The 16,673-nt window shown below is 64.2% G+C and carries 19 protein-coding genes; 13 read left to right on the plus strand and 6 right to left on the minus strand.

Annotated elements, in window-relative coordinates; genetic code table 11:
- Window positions 1–331 precede the first annotated feature (331 nt).
- The 7 genes from dksA to NKG59_RS06065 all read left to right on the plus strand — a co-directional run bounded on the left by dksA (window position 332) and on the right by NKG59_RS06065 (window position 7,027).
- A complete protein-coding gene (gene dksA / locus NKG59_RS06035) occupies window positions 332–751 on the plus strand; it encodes an RNA polymerase-binding protein DksA (RefSeq protein ID WP_024977044.1) in 420 nt (139 codons plus the stop codon).
- Window positions 752–851: 100 nt separating this feature from the next.
- On the plus strand, window positions 852–2,159 hold the full coding sequence (gene zigA, locus NKG59_RS06040) for a zinc metallochaperone GTPase ZigA (protein WP_253535893.1): 1,308 nt from the start codon (window positions 852–854) through the stop codon (window positions 2,157–2,159).
- Between the two features lie 100 nt (window positions 2,160–2,259).
- Window positions 2,260–3,861: an ABC transporter substrate-binding protein gene (locus NKG59_RS06045; RefSeq protein ID WP_253535894.1), complete on the plus strand. Its 1,602-nt coding sequence runs from the start codon at window positions 2,260–2,262 to the stop codon at window positions 3,859–3,861.
- A 158-nt stretch (window positions 3,862–4,019) separates the two neighbouring features.
- Window positions 4,020–4,556, plus strand: a complete 537-nt coding sequence (hslV, locus tag NKG59_RS06050) for an ATP-dependent protease subunit HslV (protein WP_045205134.1) — start codon at window positions 4,020–4,022, stop codon at window positions 4,554–4,556.
- A gap of 26 nt (window positions 4,557–4,582) precedes the next feature.
- The gene (gene hslU, locus NKG59_RS06055) at window positions 4,583–5,914 is read left to right on the plus strand and encodes an ATP-dependent protease ATPase subunit HslU (RefSeq protein ID WP_045205133.1); all 1,332 of its coding nucleotides are present in this window, start codon (window positions 4,583–4,585) and stop codon (window positions 5,912–5,914) included.
- A gap of 214 nt (window positions 5,915–6,128) precedes the next feature.
- Complete coding sequence (locus NKG59_RS06060; RefSeq protein WP_253535895.1) at window positions 6,129–6,743, plus strand: hypothetical protein; 615 nt, start codon at window positions 6,129–6,131, stop codon at window positions 6,741–6,743.
- Window positions 6,744–6,823: 80 nt separating this feature from the next.
- The gene (locus NKG59_RS06065) at window positions 6,824–7,027 is read left to right on the plus strand and encodes a CsbD family protein (protein ID WP_024977038.1); all 204 of its coding nucleotides are present in this window, start codon (window positions 6,824–6,826) and stop codon (window positions 7,025–7,027) included.
- Between the two features lie 33 nt (window positions 7,028–7,060).
- On the opposite strand, the gene NKG59_RS06070 is transcribed toward NKG59_RS06065, so the two are convergent.
- Window positions 7,061–7,639, minus strand: coding sequence for a response regulator transcription factor (locus NKG59_RS06070; protein ID WP_024977037.1), 579 nt, complete (start codon window positions 7,637–7,639; stop codon window positions 7,061–7,063).
- 48 nt (window positions 7,640–7,687) lie between these two features.
- Window positions 7,688–9,034, minus strand: a complete 1,347-nt coding sequence (locus NKG59_RS06075) for an ATP-binding protein (protein WP_045205131.1) — start codon at window positions 9,032–9,034, stop codon at window positions 7,688–7,690.
- A gap of 145 nt (window positions 9,035–9,179) precedes the next feature.
- On the opposite strand from NKG59_RS06075, the gene NKG59_RS06080 reads away from it, so the two are divergent.
- Window positions 9,180–9,674: a copper chaperone PCu(A)C gene (locus NKG59_RS06080; protein WP_080693683.1), complete on the plus strand. Its 495-nt coding sequence runs from the start codon at window positions 9,180–9,182 to the stop codon at window positions 9,672–9,674.
- A gap of 46 nt (window positions 9,675–9,720) precedes the next feature.
- Window positions 9,721–9,942, plus strand: a complete 222-nt coding sequence (locus NKG59_RS06085) for a hypothetical protein (protein WP_253535896.1) — start codon at window positions 9,721–9,723, stop codon at window positions 9,940–9,942.
- 4 nt (window positions 9,943–9,946) lie between these two features.
- On the opposite strand, the gene NKG59_RS06090 is transcribed toward NKG59_RS06085, so the two are convergent.
- The 3 genes from NKG59_RS06090 to NKG59_RS06100 are packed head-to-tail and all read right to left on the minus strand — an operon-like array spanning window position 9,947 to window position 11,007.
- Complete coding sequence (locus NKG59_RS06090; protein WP_253535897.1) at window positions 9,947–10,162, minus strand: cysteine-rich CWC family protein; 216 nt, start codon at window positions 10,160–10,162, stop codon at window positions 9,947–9,949.
- Window positions 10,159–10,371: a zf-HC2 domain-containing protein gene (locus NKG59_RS06095; protein ID WP_024977032.1), complete on the minus strand. Its 213-nt coding sequence runs from the start codon at window positions 10,369–10,371 to the stop codon at window positions 10,159–10,161. Before NKG59_RS06095 ends, NKG59_RS06090 begins: the two co-directional genes overlap by 4 nt.
- 42 nt (window positions 10,372–10,413) lie before the next feature.
- Complete coding sequence (locus NKG59_RS06100; RefSeq protein WP_253535898.1) at window positions 10,414–11,007, minus strand: sigma-70 family RNA polymerase sigma factor; 594 nt, start codon at window positions 11,005–11,007, stop codon at window positions 10,414–10,416.
- A 171-nt stretch (window positions 11,008–11,178) separates the two neighbouring features.
- Here NKG59_RS06100 and argB point away from each other — a divergent pair, with 171 nt between their 5' ends.
- Genes argB through slmA form a run of 3 tightly spaced genes read left to right on the plus strand, consistent with a single transcriptional unit; the run spans window position 11,179 to window position 13,658 of the window.
- A complete protein-coding gene (gene argB / locus NKG59_RS06105) occupies window positions 11,179–12,105 on the plus strand; it encodes an acetylglutamate kinase (RefSeq protein ID WP_045205126.1) in 927 nt (308 codons plus the stop codon).
- On the plus strand, window positions 12,105–12,962 hold the full coding sequence (locus NKG59_RS06110) for a pyrimidine 5'-nucleotidase (protein WP_253535899.1): 858 nt from the start codon (window positions 12,105–12,107) through the stop codon (window positions 12,960–12,962). The genes argB and NKG59_RS06110 overlap by 1 nt, the downstream gene beginning before the upstream one ends.
- A gap of 45 nt (window positions 12,963–13,007) precedes the next feature.
- A complete protein-coding gene (gene slmA / locus NKG59_RS06115) occupies window positions 13,008–13,658 on the plus strand; it encodes a nucleoid occlusion factor SlmA (protein WP_253535900.1) in 651 nt (216 codons plus the stop codon).
- A 62-nt stretch (window positions 13,659–13,720) separates the two neighbouring features.
- Here slmA and pdxR read toward each other — a convergent pair whose 3' ends face one another.
- The gene (pdxR, locus tag NKG59_RS06120) at window positions 13,721–15,235 is read right to left on the minus strand and encodes a MocR-like pyridoxine biosynthesis transcription factor PdxR (RefSeq protein ID WP_253536467.1); all 1,515 of its coding nucleotides are present in this window, start codon (window positions 15,233–15,235) and stop codon (window positions 13,721–13,723) included.
- A 153-nt stretch (window positions 15,236–15,388) separates the two neighbouring features.
- Here pdxR and gabT point away from each other — a divergent pair, with 153 nt between their 5' ends.
- A complete protein-coding gene (gabT, locus tag NKG59_RS06125; RefSeq protein ID WP_253535901.1) occupies window positions 15,389–16,669 on the plus strand; it encodes a 4-aminobutyrate--2-oxoglutarate transaminase in 1,281 nt (426 codons plus the stop codon).
- Window positions 16,670–16,673 lie beyond the last annotated feature (4 nt).

Raw genomic sequence — 16,673 nt, forward strand, 5'->3', positions numbered from 1 at the left:
GTTCAGTTAATATCGTTCAGCTACAATAGGTCGATTTAGAAGCACGTCGTCCGAAGCACGTCCGGTAGGAGAGCAGGCGATGGTGACTAAGACCAAGGAAGGACGCGGCGCCAACGGTGGTGCCGGGCGGTCCGTAATGGAGTCGGCTGCAGCCCAGGCTGCGCCAGCCACCCGTAGAAAAGCGGCAGGGGGCGCCGCTGCGGGAGAGGCAAAAGGAGGCGCGCGGGGCGGCAAGTCCGCCGCCAGCCAGAACAAGTCCGACGCATCCCCGCGCAAGGACGACGCGATAGCCGAGACGGCGCGCGATTTACCAGGATCATCTGCAGCAACCATGAGCAGCAAGAAACTACTCACCGAAGCCGAAATCCTGAAGATGAGCGACAAGGATTACATGAACGAGGCGCAGCTCGCCTTCTTCAAGGACCGGCTTGTAAAAATGCGCGATGAAATTCTCGCGAACGCCAACCAGACCACCGAGCACCTGCGCGAGACTGTGATCGTGCCGGACCCGGCTGACCGTGCCACCATCGAGGAAGAGCACGCGCTGGAGCTGCGCACGCGCGATCGTGAGCGCAAGCTGCTCAAGAAGGTCGAACAGTCGATCGCCCGCATCGATGCCAACGACTACGGCTACTGCGACGAAACCGGCGAGCCGATCGGCATTCCGCGCTTGCTTGCTCGCCCGACGGCCACGCTGACGCTGGAGGCGCAAGAGCGCCGCGAAAAGCGCCAGAAGTTGATGGGTGACTGACGTACGCGTCGCATTTGGTTGACGCATTCGTTTGAATTTCGCAGCCCGGTAACTCACCGGGCTGTTTGCTTTGTTGGGCCACAAACTGAGGCCACTGATCATGTCCCGTCCGCTTCCCGTTACCGTGCTGTCTGGCTTCCTGGGCGCCGGTAAGACCACGCTGCTCAATCACGTGCTCGCCAACCGCGAGGGCAAGCGTGTGGCCGTGATCGTCAACGACCTGTCGGACGTCAACATCGACGCGCAGCTCGTGGGCGACGGCACGGCTACCAGTGCGCAGCTCTCGCGCACCGACGAGCGCATGGTGGAGCTGTCCAACGGCTGCATCTGCTGCACGCTGCGCGAAGACCTGCTCGACGAGATCGCGCGCCTGGCCCGTGAGGACCGCTTCGACTATCTGCTGATCGAGTCGACGGGCGTGGCCGAGCCGCTGCCGATTGCCGAGACGTTCACGTTTGAAGACGCTGAAGGCGAAGTGCTGTCCGACCTTGCGCGCCTCGACACGATGGTCACCGTGGTCGATGCCCAGCACTTCCTGGCCGATTACGATGCCGCCGATTTCCTGTCGGATCGCGGCCAGGCGCGGGACGAAGATGACGACCGCACCGTCGTCGACTTGCTGATCGAACAGGTCGAGTTCTGCGACGTGATCGTGCTTAACAAGATCGACCTCGTGAGCGATGCCGAGCGCGAGCGCTTGGCCGGCATCCTGCACTCGCTGAATCCGCGCGCGCGCATCGTGCCGGCATCGTTCGGCAAGGTGCCGCTGGACGAGATCCTCAACACGCATCGTTTCGATTTCGATGCTGCATCCGCCGCGCCGGCGTGGCTGGCGGAGCTGCGCGGCGAACACGTTCCCGAGACCGAAGCGCTCGGCATTCGCAGCTTTGTCTATCGCCGCCGCGTGCCGTTCCACCCGCAGCGTCTGTGGGATTTGATGCATACCGAATGGCTGCGCGAACACGGCCGCGTGCTGCGTTCGAAAGGCTATTTCTGGCTGGCCTCGCGCATGGAGACGGCGGGCAGCTGGGGCCAGGCTGGCGGCGTGATGCGCCATGGCGGTGCCGGAGCGTGGTGGGCTGCGGTGGATGAAGCCGAATGGCCCGACGAGGAAGAAGCCCGCGCAGACATTTCCGACAAGATGCACGACAACGGTGCGCCCGCGCGCTGGGGCGACCGTCGCCAGGAACTGGTTTTCATCGGCACGGATCTGGATGAAGCCGCGCTGATTGCGCAGCTCGATGCCTGCCTGCTGACCGACGCCGAGATGGCTGCTGGCCCAGAAGCTTGGGCGGCGCTGGCCGATCCCTTCCCCGCCTGGGCCTATGACGATCACGACGACGCCGACTGGGACGACGACCACGATCACCAACACGGTGACGACTGCGACTGCGGGCACCATCACTGAGCACGCAGACCCCCCGCTTCATCGACGTTGACACCGGCGTCGTCCGGTCCTGACAATCCCCGAACGTTTTGCTTTCGTCATAAACCATCGGGGAGTCGTCATGCCGGTCCTGCGTCTGCTGCGCGCCGCGAACCTGGTCGCTGCGCTGTCTTTTGCCACGGCGCTCTCGGCGCTCACACCGATTGCGGCGCACGCCCAGCTGGCATCCACGCTGGTCATTGGGCTGTCGGGCGACATCACTTCGCTCGATCCGCACTTCCATAACGTCACGCCCAATTCGAACGTGGCCGAGCATATGTTCGAGGCGCTGATCGCCAAGGACGAGAGGATGCGTCTCAAGCCAGGCCTCGCCACGTCGTGGAAAGCCCTGAGCGACACGGTATGGGAGGTCAAGCTGCGCCCTGGCGTGCATTTTCATGACGGCAGCGAATTCACCTCGGCCGACGTCGTCTATTCGCTGGCGCGCCCGGCCACCATCAAGAACAGCCCGTCGCCGTTCACGATCTACACGCGTGGCTTCAAGGACGTGACGGCAGTCGACAAGCTGACCGTGCGCATCACCACGAACGGCCCGTACCCGCTGGTGCCGAACGATTTGTCGACCATCTACATGGTGTCGAAGAAGGCTGTCGAAAAAGCTGGCGCGGACGATTTCAACAATGGCCGCGCCATGATCGGAACCGGGCCGTACAAATTCGTCTCCTTCAACCGCGGCGATCGTGTGGAACTCACGCGCTTTGATGGCTATTGGGGCAAGAAGCCGCAATGGCAGCACGTGACGCTGCGCATCCTGACGGCCGACGCGCCGCGCGTGGCGGCGCTGCTGGCGGGCGACGTGCAGGTCATCGAGAACGTGCCGAGCTCGGACATCAAAAAGCTGTCGACCAACCCGGCGGTGACGGTGTTCAAGATGCCGGTGTTCCGCATGATGTATCTGCACATGGATTCGAACCGCGATGTGTCGCCGTTCGTGACAGACAAGGCCGGCAAGCCGCTGCCGAAGAACCCGCTCAAGGATGCACGCGTGCGCGAGGCGATTTCGCTGGCGATTTCACGCCAAGCCATCGTCGATCGCGTGATGGAAGGCGCTGCCGAGCCCACTGGCCAACTCGTCAACAGCGCGCTGTTCGGCCACGTGCCGGGCCTGAAGGCACCTGTGGCGGACCCGGCCGCAGCGAAGAAACTGCTAGCCCAGGCCGGCTACCCCGATGGTTTTGCCATCACGCTGCACGCCACCAACAACCGTTACCCGAACGATGACCGCGTCGCGCAGGTGATCGCTTCGATGCTTTCGCGGGTGGGCATTGCCACCAAGGTCGAGACGCTGCCGTCAGCGTCGTTCTTCACGCGGGCAAACAAGCTGGACTTTTCGTTTCTGCAAGCTGGCTGGGGCGCGGATACCGGCGAAGCCGGTTCGAGCCTGAAGGCACTGCTGGCGACCTATGATCCGGCGCGCGGTTGGGGCGCGTCCAATCGCGGGCGCTATTCGAACCCGGCGCTTGATGCCAAGCTGGCTGAAGCTCTGCAGACCCTGGACGACAGCAAGCGCGAGAGGCTGCTGCAGGAAGCTACGGAAATCGGCATGCGCGATTTCGGCGTGATTCCGCTCTACTTCAATATCAACGTGTGGGCGGCGCGTAAGGGCTACACGATGGTGCCTCGTCTGGATGAGCGCACTTACGCGTTCGACGTGACGCACTGAAATAGCCGGGAGCCAAGCAAGAAGCGATTTCCGGCGCACAAAAAATGTGCGTTGTGACGGAAATCAGGCTTGAAATCCTCGGGGCTGGCGTCAAGTATGAAGTTCTTTGGCCGGCCCGCTGGGGGCCGCGCCAAGCCGGACCCCCTAGGAACAAGCGCATGGAACAGTATCACGGCACCACCATCGTCAGCGTGCGTCGCGGCAACCAAGTCGCGCTCGGCGGCGACGGCCAGGTCACGCTGGGCAATATCGTGATGAAAGGCTCGGCCCGCAAAGTGCGCGCCATCCACGATGGCAAGGTGCTGGTCGGTTTTGCCGGCGCCACCGCCGACGCCTTCTCCCTGCTCGACCGTTTTGAAGCCAAGCTGCAAAAGCACCAGGGCAACCTGCTGCGCTCCGCCGTCGACCTGGCCAAGGACTGGCGCACCGATCGCGCCCTGCGTCACCTTGAAGCGATGCTGATCGTCGCCGACCGCGAAGCCACGCTCATCATCACCGGCAACGGTGACGTGCTCGACCCGGAAGGCGGTATTGCTGCCATCGGCTCGGGCGGCTCGTATGCGCAATCGGCAGCCAAGGCGCTGATGGAGAACACCGACCTCGCTCCGCGCGATGTGGTGGAAAAATCGCTGCGCATCGCCGGCGAGCTCTGCATCTATACCAACACCAATTTCGTGATCGAGACGCTCGAGTAACGAGCGCCCTCATCAACAGGATTCCCATGTCTGAAACCATGACGCCGTCGGAAATCGTTTCCGAACTCGACAAGCACATCATCGGCCAGCACAAGGCCAAAAAGGCCGTTGCCGTGGCGCTGCGTAACCGTTGGCGCCGCCAGCAGGTGGGAGACCCGCTGCGCCAGGAAATCACGCCCAAGAACATCCTGATGATCGGACCGACCGGCGTGGGCAAGACCGAGATCGCCCGCCGCCTGGCCAAGCTGGCTGACGCACCGTTCATCAAGATCGAGGCGACCAAGTTCACCGAGGTGGGCTACGTCGGCCGCGATGTCGACACCATCGTGCGCGATCTGGCCGAGATGGCCGTCAAGCAGACGCGCGAATCCGAGATGAAGAAGGTGCGCGCCAAGGCTGAAGATGCGGCCGAAGATCGCATTCTCGACGTCCTGATCCCGCCGCCGCGCGACATCGGTTTTGCGCAGCCGGAAGAGAAGGACTCGACCGCGCGCCAGACCTTCCGCAAGAAGCTGCGCGAAGGCCAGCTGGATGACAAGGAAATCGAACTGGAAGTGTCGGCCGGCACGCCGAGCATGGACATCATGGGCCCGCCCGGCATGGAAGACATGACCGAGCAGATCCGTTCGATGTTCGCGGGCTTGGGTCAGGGCAAGAAGAACCGCCGCAAGATGAAGGTCAAGGAAGCCTTCAAGCTGCTGATCGACGAAGAGGCTGCGAAGCTCGTGAACGAAGACGAGCTGAAGCAGAAAGCGGTGGCCAACGTCGAGCAGAACGGCATCGTGTTCCTGGACGAGATCGACAAGATCGCCAGCCGCAGCGAATACGGCGGCGGCGAGGTGTCGCGCCAGGGCGTGCAGCGCGACTTGCTGCCGCTGGTGGAAGGCACGACCGTCAACACCAAGTACGGGATGATCAAGACCGATCACATCCTGTTCATCGCGTCGGGCGCGTTCCATCTGTCCAAGCCGAGCGACCTGATTCCCGAACTGCAGGGCCGTTTCCCGATTCGCGTGGAGCTGGATTCGCTGTCGGTGGAGGATTTCTGCGCGATTCTCACGCAGACCGACGCGAGCCTCACCAAGCAATATCAGGCGCTGCTGAAGACCGAAGGTGTCGACCTCGTGTTTGCCGAAGACGGTATTCGCCGCCTGGCCGAGATCGCATGTTCGGTCAACGAGAAGGTCGAGAACATTGGCGCACGCCGTTTGTACACGGTGATGGAGCGACTGCTTGAAGACCTGTCCTTCCACGCACACAAATCGTCGGGCGAGACCGTGACCATCGACGCCGCGTACGTCGACGAACGTTTGAGTGAGCTGTCGGGCAACGAAGATCTGTCGCGCTACGTGCTGTAAGCGTGTAAGCAACGCATTCAATATGCCCTGCGGGCCGCATCGGAGACGATGCGGCCCGTTTTGTTTGGGTGCCCGCCAAGCCAGGCCTGGCAAGGGTTTGCTCAGGATCGTGCGTGGTCAGGTCCGTTATCTGCTGAAGAAGGTGGTGCCGCACAGACAATGCGCGCCGCGCACCTGGCGTGCGCGATTCCCACCACGACAAGGAGAGAAGCGTATGAAACCGATCCAACGCCTGGCCCTGTGTTGCGTGCTTGCCTGCGCCCCCCTGGGCATCGCCCACGCCCAGCTCACGCCCGCACCAACCGGACCCGCCGGTACTTCCGCACCGAACGATGCCAAGCGCGCTGCTTACGACAGTGCCGTCAAGCAAGCCGATGCCAATTACAAAGCCGCCAAGGACAAGTGCGATGCGATGAAGGGCAATGACCGCGACGTCTGCCGTGCGCAGGCCAAGGGCGATTACAACGTCGCCAAGGCCAATGCGATGGTCGAGCGCGACGGCACTGAAGCCGCCCGCAACCGCGCCGCCAAGGAAAAGGCCGAAGCCGACTACGACGTCGCCAAGACCAAATGCGATGCCATGAAGGGCAACGACAAAGACACCTGCGTGAAGGATGCCAAGGCTGCCTACACGCGCGCCAAGAGTGGCGACGAGGTGAGCCACGCGAAGGCGACGGGCACTGCCAAGGACGTCAGCGAGGCGCGTCGCGATGCCGTCAAGGACACCAACGACGCCAACTACAAGGCCGCCAAGGAACGCTGCGATGCGATGTCGGGCGATGCCAAGACAAAGTGCCAGAACGACGTGGCCGCCAAGTTCAAGAAGTAAGCCGTACGGAAGTCTCTACACGGGCGGCCTGCGGGTCGCCCCTGCTTTGTCTCAATCTCGCAAATCGCAACGGAGGACGTATGAACTGGGACCAGATCGAAGGTAAATGGGATCAGGCCAAGGGCAAGGTCAAGGAAAAGTGGGGCCAGCTCACCGACGATGACCTCACCGTGATCCGCGGCAAGCGCGACCAGCTTGCCGGCAAAATCCAGGAACGCTACGGCTATACGAAGGAGCGCGCCGAAGACGAACTCAAGGCGTGGGAGCGCGATACCCGCTGGTGATGCAGCGCTGAGGTAGCCTCACGCGGCCGGCGTTTATTTGGCGACCGGCCGTTTGCCCAGCTTGCGTTGCAGCGTGCGCCGGTGCATGTTGAGTGCCCGCGCGGTGGCGGAGATGTTGCCGCCGTGCTCGGCCAGCACGCGCTGGATGTGTTCCCACTCCAGTCGCGCGACCGACAGCGGCGCCGGGTTCTCCATCGTCTGTTCGGCCACGGCTTCAGATACGCCCACCTGCAGCGCCAACAGAATCGAATCGACATTGGCCGGCTTGGCCAGGTATTCGTCGGCCCCCAGTTTGACCGCCTGCACGGCGGTGGCAATGCTTGCGTAGCCCGTGAGGATCAGCATGCGCGCGTCGGGCAGGGCCTGGCGCAATGGGGCAATCCAGTGCAGACCGGAATCCGTCCCGCCATGGGGCATCAGGCCCTTGTCGCTCGCGGCCAAGTGCAGATCGACAGTGACATACGAAAAGCGTGTCTGGCGCGCCAGGGCCAACGCTTCGCCGCCGGTGTGCGCGATCTGCGGAGCAAAGCCGCGACGCGTGAGCGCGCGCGCCAGCGTCTGCGCAAAGACGTCGTCGTCATCGAGGATCAGAAAGGGGGCGGGCTGCTGCATGGTGTTCTCCGGGGCCGTACGTGCACGGGGCTGCGTCAGGCCGTCTCGTTATGTGAAGAGGGTGGGTGCGCCAATGATGGGGGCGGCCGCGTGTTCCATCGGACCGCCAACCGGCAGTCGGAGTTCGGCAATGGCGCCTTGGGGTGGGTTCGGACGAAGCACCACGGTACCACCCAGGCGGCGCGCCGTGGTGGAGGCCAGATACAGCCCGATGCCGTGACCGCCGTGCCGGCTTGGCACCGGCGTGCGGCCGAGCGACGTCCGCAGGTCTTCCGGCAAGCCCAACCCCGTATCGACGATGGACAACACGATCTGCGGCGGCATATCGCGGAGCACATCCGGATTGGCGTCGATCTTGGCGGTCAGCAGCAGCGGCACTAGGTCGCGCCCGGCGTGGTGCTGGCTGCGGGCTGCGTTGTCCAGCAGGATGGTGAGGATCTGGCCGACATTCACTGCGTCCAATTCCACCGCTTGCGCCGCGGGCGACGTCTCCGTGTGGAGGCGGATGTCCGGATGCCGCAGCTGCCACGTCTGCGTGAAATCGGGCAACCATTGGCCGAGTGGCTCGGGCGCGCCGTCGTTGGGTTTGCGCTGCAGGCGCGCCAGGGCGGCGCGGCACAGTTCGAGTTGCTGCTCGATGGCGCGCAGGTCTTCGCGATACGGGCCAAGCGGGGAATCGGGCTGCTTCGCGTCGTGCTGCAGCTCGCCGGTGATGACTGCTACGGTAGACAGCGGTGTGCCCATCTCGTGCGCTACGCTCGCGCCTTGCGACATCAGGGCTTCGATGCGTTGCTCGCGCAGCAGTCGCTCGCGCGCTTCGGTCAGTTGCGCATCGCTTTCGCGCAGCGCGGCGGACAGGCGCGCCGTAAATCCGGCGATCATCGCGCTGCTGGCCACGAAATCGATCCACATGCCCGCCAGGTGATATGCCACCGCATCGGCCTGGTTCGCCAGCTTCAGCGGGATGTAGTTGCCGAGCATCATGCTGTAGGCGGCCAGCGCGTAGAGCGTCAGGCCAACCACGTGTGCGATCGGCAGCATGGCCGCCGCAATTGCCAGTGCCGGCAGGTAGAACGAGACGAACGGATTGGTCGCGCCACCTGTGAAATACAGCAGGGCGGACAGTGCGGTCAGGTCCACCAGAAGTTGAATGGTGATCTCAATATGCTGCACGGGCCGGTTGCGCCGCACCCGCCATCCGGTGAGCAGGTTGAACAGCGCATGCAGGCCCATCACGCTCAGCAGCGGCACCACCGGCAGTTGCACGCCAAATACCAGCGGCGCGAGCAGCATCAGGACCAGTTGAGTGGCCAGCAGACTCCATCGCAGCCAGAAGAGGCGGCGTAAACTGGATGCGTCCAGCAGTGGCGCGGCAAGAGACAGGGTGAAAAGCATGGTGGACAAGTGTAAACGTGCGCACCGCGCGGTTTTCCGCGCGGCGATGCGTCAATCAGCCGCACAATTGTGCACCCAACCTATCTCCCCACAGACGCTGTGCTTTAATGCGCAGCACGTTTGTCCCCGACAGGAGCCCTTGATGATGACGTCCCGATCGATCCGTTCTTCCGCTTGCCTGGCTGTGCTCACGGCAGGCTTGCTCGCAAGCGCCGCCGCTTTCGCACAGGTTACGGTGCAGGACGCCTGGGTGCGCGGCACCGTGCCGGGTCAGACGTCCAGCGGGGCGTTCATGACGCTGCAATCGGCCGACGGTGCCAAGGTGGTTGGCGTATCGACGCCCGTGGCCGGCACGGCCGAGATCCACGAGATGAAGATGGAAGGCGACGTGATGCGCATGCGCGCGATGCCCTCGCTGGATCTGCCAAAGGGCCAGACCGTGCAGCTCAAGCCGGGCGGCTACCACGTGATGTTGATGAACTTGAAGCAGCCGCTGGTGAAGGACACCACCGTGCCCATCACACTCAAGGTGGAGTTGGCCGACAAGCGCGTCGTCGAGCAGAAGGTGGATGCCCGCGTGCGCGACCTGACCGCCGGCAACATGCCCGCCATGAACCACGGCGGCGAACACAAACATTGATGGCTTGCGGCGAGTGTCGCTTCAAGCCACGCAAGGGAGCATTCCCATGGCTAACAAGACACTGGGCACTCGCCAGAAACTGACGTTTCGCATCGAGCCATCAACGAAGGCTGGCACTGCGCGACCGCGCAACTTTCTCGTGCCGCTCGCCCGCGGCCGTAAATCCGGCGCCCATACCGAAGGCGGCCACGCTGAACGCCAGCGCGGCCGAGCCGACGTCCGTCGCGCACTGCGCACGCTCGACGACGACAGCAAAGACAAGGGCTGATCGCTCAGTTGGATTCAGACGCTGCCCTTGCCTGCGCAATCGCTTCGCGCAGGCAACGCTGGCAGCGGCAGCCCTGTCCCGGGCGCCGCGCGCTGGCAGGCAGCGTTTCTTCGGTCGTGCACCAGCATGTTGTGTCGGGCTGCTTGCCGTCGCCGATGGCTCCGCAGCGCATCTGCGCGCCGCAAATTGCACAGACGGCGTTGGCGGCCGACGAGGTCACGCTTGGCTGCTCCCGTCGTCGTCTTGCCCGAGCTTGTGCATCGCCTGGCGCAGAAACCCCATCTGGTGCGAGAACCGCGTACACGCATCGCAGGCAAACAGATGCACGCGCAGGCGTAGCCGCTCGCCCGTGGACAGGTCGCGGTCCATTTTCGACACCAGCATGCGGTGGGCTTCTTTGCAGGTGGGCAGTCCCCAGCGGTTCGGCATGGTTGTTCTCTGTGATGCGGCTCAGGTGCGCCTATGTGCGATTCAGGCGGCGGCGGGCTGATTGCCAAACCAGTGCAGGTCAAGGCACTCGCGCAGGCGCATGCGGGCACGGTAGAGCAGCGCCCAGGCATTGGTCGCCGTGATCTGCAATTCCTGACAGATTTCGTCGGTTTCCAGCTCCAGCCATTCGCGCATCATGAAGACGCGGCCAACGCGCGGCGGCAGGCGATCGACGCACATCTGCAGCACGTCGAAGAACTCCCGCCGCGACAGCGCGGCATCTGGGTCCCCCCAGTCGGACGGCGGGCTGTTGTAATGGCCGTCGGCGGCGAAGAGGCTATTGAAGACGTCCTCGTCGGAACGCATGCCAGCCTCGTCGGATTCACCGCCCGCAAGCAGCGAGACGCGCACTTCGCGCCGTCCTGAGCGGATCGCGTCGATGATCTTGTGCTTGAGGATGCCAATCACGTACGTCTTGAGCGAGGCGTTGCCGGCAAACCGCTCCGGGTGTTCGAGCACCGCCAGGATGGTGTCAGCCACCGTGTCTTCAGCCAGGGCCGTGTCACGCAATTGAAGTTGCGCAAAGCGCAGCAGGTGAGGGCGCAGCGCGTCGAGTTGGTCGGGTGCGATGGCCATGTTTCCCCAGGGTGTTCTTTCGTGGCAACGGTATGCCAGGCACGCAAGGTGCGCCATCAGACCGTAGCGCCTTTTCTTGTAAAATCGCGCCTGCCGAAAATGGGCTGCTTCGTTTTTGTAGCACGCGACATTCGGCGTTCCATCATACCCGCCCAACCGGATGTCACCGTCATGACCGCTTCTGCTGCCCCCGACCCTGCTGGCCTCGCCCCCGAACTCGCGCACGTTGCGCCGGCGTTGAAGGCTGAAATTCTCGCGCAGGCCCTGCCTTACATTCGCAAGTTTCACGGCAAAACCATCGTCGTCAAGTACGGCGGCAACGCCATGACGGAGGAAAAGCTCAAGCACGGCTTCGCGCGCGACGTGATCCTGCTCAAGCTGGTCGGCATGAACCCGGTGGTGGTGCACGGCGGCGGCCCGCAAATCGACGAAGCACTGAAGAAGGTCGGCAAGCAAGGCACCTTCATCCAGGGCATGCGCGTGACCGATGAAGAGACCATGGAAGTGGTCGAATGGGTGCTCGGCGGCGAAGTCCAGCAGGACATCGTCATGCTGATCAACCAGTACGGCGGCCAAGCCGTCGGCCTGACCGGCAAGGACGGTGGCCTGATCCGCGCCAAGAAGCTGAAGATGCCGGATCGCGAGCGCCCGGGGGAGTTCATCGATATCGGCTTCGTGGGCGATATCGAGACGATCAACCCGGCCGTGGTCAAGGCGCTGCAGGACGACGCATTCATTCCGGTCATTTCGCCCATCGGCTTCTCTGACGAAGGCCAGGCCTACAACATCAATGCCGACGTCGTGGCAGGCAAGATGGCCGAGATTCTGAAGGCTGAGAAGCTGGTCATGATGACCAACATTCCCGGCGTGATGGACAAGCAGGGCAACCTGCTGACCGACCTGTCGGCACGCGAGATCGACGAGCTGTTTGCCGACGGCACGATCTCGGGCGGCATGCTGCCGAAGATTTCGTCGGCGCTGGATGCTGCCAAGAGCGGTGTGAACTCGGTGCACATCGTCGATGGCCGTATCGAGCACTCGCTGCTGCTGGAAATCCTGACCGAACAGGCGTTCGGCACGATGATCCGCTCGCACTGATGCGAACCACTCGGGCGGTGCGGGTGCGCCATGCTGCGCGCGCCTTCCCGCGCGAGGTGCCGGCGGGCTCCCCACCCGCCCGGCAGCCGGTCTGGCTGTTCGACCTCGACAACACACTTCACCACGCATCGCACGCGATCTTTCCGCAGATCAACCGGCTGATGACCGCGTACGTGGCGCGCGTGCTCGGCACGGACGACGCCACCGCCAGCCAGGTGCGCGTGGATTATTGGCGCCGCTATGGCGCCACGATTCTGGGCATGGTCCGCCATCACGGCGTCGACCCCGCTGATTTCCTTGCCGAGGCCCACCGCTTTGAAGACCTTCGCGCCATGGTGCGCGCGGAGCGCGGCCTCGCCCAACTGCTGCGTGCCCTGCCGGGGCGCAAGATTTTGCTGACCAACGCGCCGGCCGCCTACGCGCGCGAGGTGCTGCGGCTCATCGGCCTGAAGCGCGCGTTCCTACGCGAAATTGCTGTCGAACACATGTGGGTGCACCGCCGCCTGCGCCCGAAACCTGACCCGCTGATGCTGCGCCGGTTGCTCGCACGCGAACGCATTGCGCCATCGCGCGCCATCCTCGTCGAAGATACGCTTTCTCACCTCAAACGCTATCGGCGCCTGGGGATTCGCACGGTATGGGTGACGGGCTATTTGCGGCGCGTGCCGCTCGGCGTGCAGCCGACTTCCGCTGCAGATGCATTGCACCCAATGCAAGCTGAGGCGATGGGCGCGCGTGCAAATTCACCACATCAACCGGCTGCCACACCGATTTTGTTCGCCAACCGGCCCGGCTATGTGAGCGTGAAAGTAAAATCGGTGCTTCAACTAAAACGAAGGCTTGTTCGACGCGGCTAGGCAGTGGTAACTCCGCGCTCGGAACGGGAGAGGGGCCAGGAAGTCATGAGCAACGCGCAAACGGGGTTTCCGACCGCCGAGCCGGTCGCGGACGTCGCCATAGAAGCACCGCCGGTACGCAAACGCCCCCGCCCGGGCGAGCGCCGCGTGCAGATTCTGCAGACGCTTGCCGGCATGCTCGAGCATCCGCGTGGCGAAAAGATCACAACCGCGGGCTTGGCTGCACGGCTAGATGTCTCCGAAGCGGCGCTGTACCGCCACTTCGCCAGCAAGGCGCAGATGTTCGAAGGGCTGATCGAATTCATCGAGCAGACCGTCTTCGGCCTCATCAACCAGATCACCTTGCGTGAAGAACACGGCCTGCGTCAGGCGCATGCCATCGCGCACATGCTGCTGTCGTTTGCCGACAAGAATCCGGGCATGACACGCGTGCTGGTGGGCGACGCGCTGGTCGGCGAAGACGAGCGCCTGCCCGAGCGCATGGCGCAGTGTCTGGATCGCATCGAGGCGTCGCTCAAGCAGAGTCTGCGCATGGCGGTCACGCAGGGGGCCTGGCCGGCGGATGCCGACATCGCTTCGCGCGCCAACTTGGTTGTGTGTGCGGTGCTGGGGCGCTGGCATCGGTACGCCAAGAGCGGCTTCCGAAAGTCTCCGGTGGAAGGCGCGGATGCGCAGTTGCGGGTGCTGTTGGCCTGAGTGCGTTTCGGCCCGAGCAAAAGCCCCGCAATGCGGGGCTTTTTTGTTGCGTGCAGCGTTGGTCAGCCGACGGTGCGCACTGCCTCCGCCAACGTATGAAACCGCGCCGCAATCTGCTCGGTTTCCACATGGCCATAGCCAAGCAGCAGCCCAGGCAGGCGGCGCGCATCGTCCTGGTAATAACGTGAGAGCGGGCGCGTGACGACGTCATTGGCCAGTGCCAGATCAGCAACGGCCACGTCGTTGGTGCCGGCCGGCAAGCCCAGCACGAGATGCAGGCCCGACGCGCCGTCATGCACGGGCAGCGCGTCGCCGAACTCGTGGGCGATGGACGCCAGCAGCGTCTCGCGCCGTTCGGCATACACACCACGCATGCGCCGGATGTGAGAGACGAAATGCCCCTCTGCAATGAAATCTGCCAGCACGGCCTGCGTGAGAATCTGGCCGCCGCGGAACATCTCCGACAGCCCCGTCGTAAACGCATCGGCCAGCGCGGGCGGCACGACCAGATAGCCGATCCGCAAACTGGGGAACAGCACCTTCGAGAACGTGCCCATGTAGAGCACGCGCCCGCCTTCATCCAGCCCTTGCAGTGAGGGCAGCGGGCGGCTGCCGTAGCGGAATTCGCTGTCGTAGTCGTCTTCGACGATCCATGCATCGGTGGCGTGGGCCGTAGCCAGCAGCGCGCGGCGCCGCGCCAGGCTCATCACCGAACCGAGCGGGTATTGGTGCGAGGGCGAGACCACCATGAGCTTCGGCGGCTTGCTGCGAAGGCGCCCGCGCGTGGGGATGTCAAAGCGCATGCCTTCATCGTCCACCGGCAGTGGCACGGTGCGCACGCCCGCAGCGGTGAGTACGCTGCGCACGCCCCAGTAGCCGGGGTCTTCGATCCATGCGCTGTCGCCGGCGTCGCACAGCAGTTGCGCGATGAGTTGGAGCGACGGATGGATGCCTGCAGTGACGATGATCTGCTCGGGCTCGCAGCGCACGCCACGCGCGGTGCGCAGGTAATCGGCCAGCGCGGTGCGCAGCGGCAGGTAGCCCGCGCCAACGGGATACGTCAGCAGCGCGGGTGAAGGCTTGCGCAGCAGCCGGTTATGCAAGCGCGACCAGATCCGCGCCGGAAACATCCGCACTTCCGGCACGCCCGGCATGAAGGCGCCCCATTGGCGCGAGCTGGCGCCCGCATCGCGCACCAGCGCCCGGCCGCGCGTAGAAAGCATCGGCGCAGACGGCGTGACTGCTTCGGTGATCGGCGCGGGCGCCACTGCGGCAACCGCTGCGGCCGGTGCGGGGGCGGCGTCCAACCGGTCTGGCGCGGTATCGGCGACGAAGGTGCCACTGCCCACGCCTGCCGACACGTAGCCTTCCACGCTGAGTTGCTCATAGACGTGAATGACGGTGTTGCGCGCAATGCCCAGCTCGGTAGCCAACTGCCGCGATGACGGCAGACGCGTGCCCGGCTGCAGCTCGTCGCGCAGGATGCCTTCCTGCAACACGCGGTACAGGCGGCGGTGGTCGGGCTCGCCGCCCGGCTCTGCACGGTCGAAGCGGCGTTGCAGGTAGTCGACCAGCATGCTGGCGCGGTGGGTGGGTGAGTGGTCGGCCATGGTGCGCGATGGAGCCAAAGTGGTTCCAAAAGAAAAACCTGATTGGGTCTTATTGTACAGAGCCAATGAGGACACACTGGCTCGCATCGCCTCTTTCTTGACCCAACGCACACGACCGCCATGAACGCCCGAGACCCGCAACAGAACGCCCAATGGAATGCCCGCCGCCTGGCAGCTACGCCGCGCGGCGTTGGTGTGATGACCGACCGCTACGCCGAGCGCGCCGAGAACGCCCTGTTCTGGGACGTGGAAGGCCGCCGCTACATTGACTTCGCGGCCGGCATTGCCGTGGTCAACACGGGCCATCGCCACCCGCGTCTGGTGCAGGCCGTGCGCGAGCAGCTGGATCACTTCACGCACACTGCTTTCCAGATCGTGCCGTACGGTTCGTACGTCGAGCTGGCCGAGCGCCTGAACGCGATCACGCCGGGCACGCACGTCAAGAAGACCGCTTTCTTCACCACCGGCGCCGAGGCCGTGGAAAACGCCATCAAGATTGCACGGGCGCACACGGGCCGCCCGGGTGTGATCGCACTCACGGGCGCGTTCCACGGCCGTACGTTCATGGGCATGTCGCTGACGGGCAAGGTGGTGCCGTACAAGACGGGCTTCGGACCGTTCCCGGGCAGCATCTATCACGTGCCGGCGCCCGTCGCGCTGCATGGCGTGAGCACGCAGGATGCGCTTGACGCCATTCAGCGCCTGTTCAAGGCCGATATCGATCCGCGCCAGGTGGCAGCCATCATCTTCGAGCCGGTGCAGGGCGAGGGCGGCTTCTACCAGATGCCCGCCGATTTCGTGCGCGCCGTGCGTGCGCTGTGCGATGAACACGGCATCGTGATGATCGCCGACGAAGTGCAAACCGGCTTTGCTCGCACCGGCAAGCTGTTTGCCATGGAGCACACCGGTGTGCTGCCGGACATCACGACGATGGCCAAGGGCCTGGCCGGCGGCCTGCCGCTGTCTGCCGTCACGGGCCGCGCAGAAATCATGGACGCGCCGGCTCCGGGCGGGCTCGGGGGCACCTACGCCGGCAACCCGCTGGCGGTGGCGTCCGCACATGCGGTGCTCGACATCATTGCTGACGAGAAACTCTGCGAGCGCTCCGCCGCGCTCGGCGCACGTCTGGTTGACGCACTGAATGCTGCCAAGGCCAAGCAGTCGCGCATTGCCGAAGTGCGTGGCGTGGGCGCGATGGTTGCTGTCGAATTCAATACGCCGGACGGCAAACCGGACGCCGATTTCACCAAGCTCGTGCAGCAGCGGGCGCTCGAAGCCGGCCTGCTCCTCCTGTCGTGCGGCGTGTACGGCAACGTGATCCGCTTCCTGTTCCCGCTCACGATTGAAGACGCGGTGTTCGAAGAGGGTCTTGCCATCCTGCAACGCGCACTGGAGGGCTGACACT

Source organism: Ralstonia chuxiongensis (assembly GCF_024158925.1).
Classification (GTDB): domain Bacteria; phylum Pseudomonadota; class Gammaproteobacteria; order Burkholderiales; family Burkholderiaceae; genus Ralstonia; species Ralstonia chuxiongensis.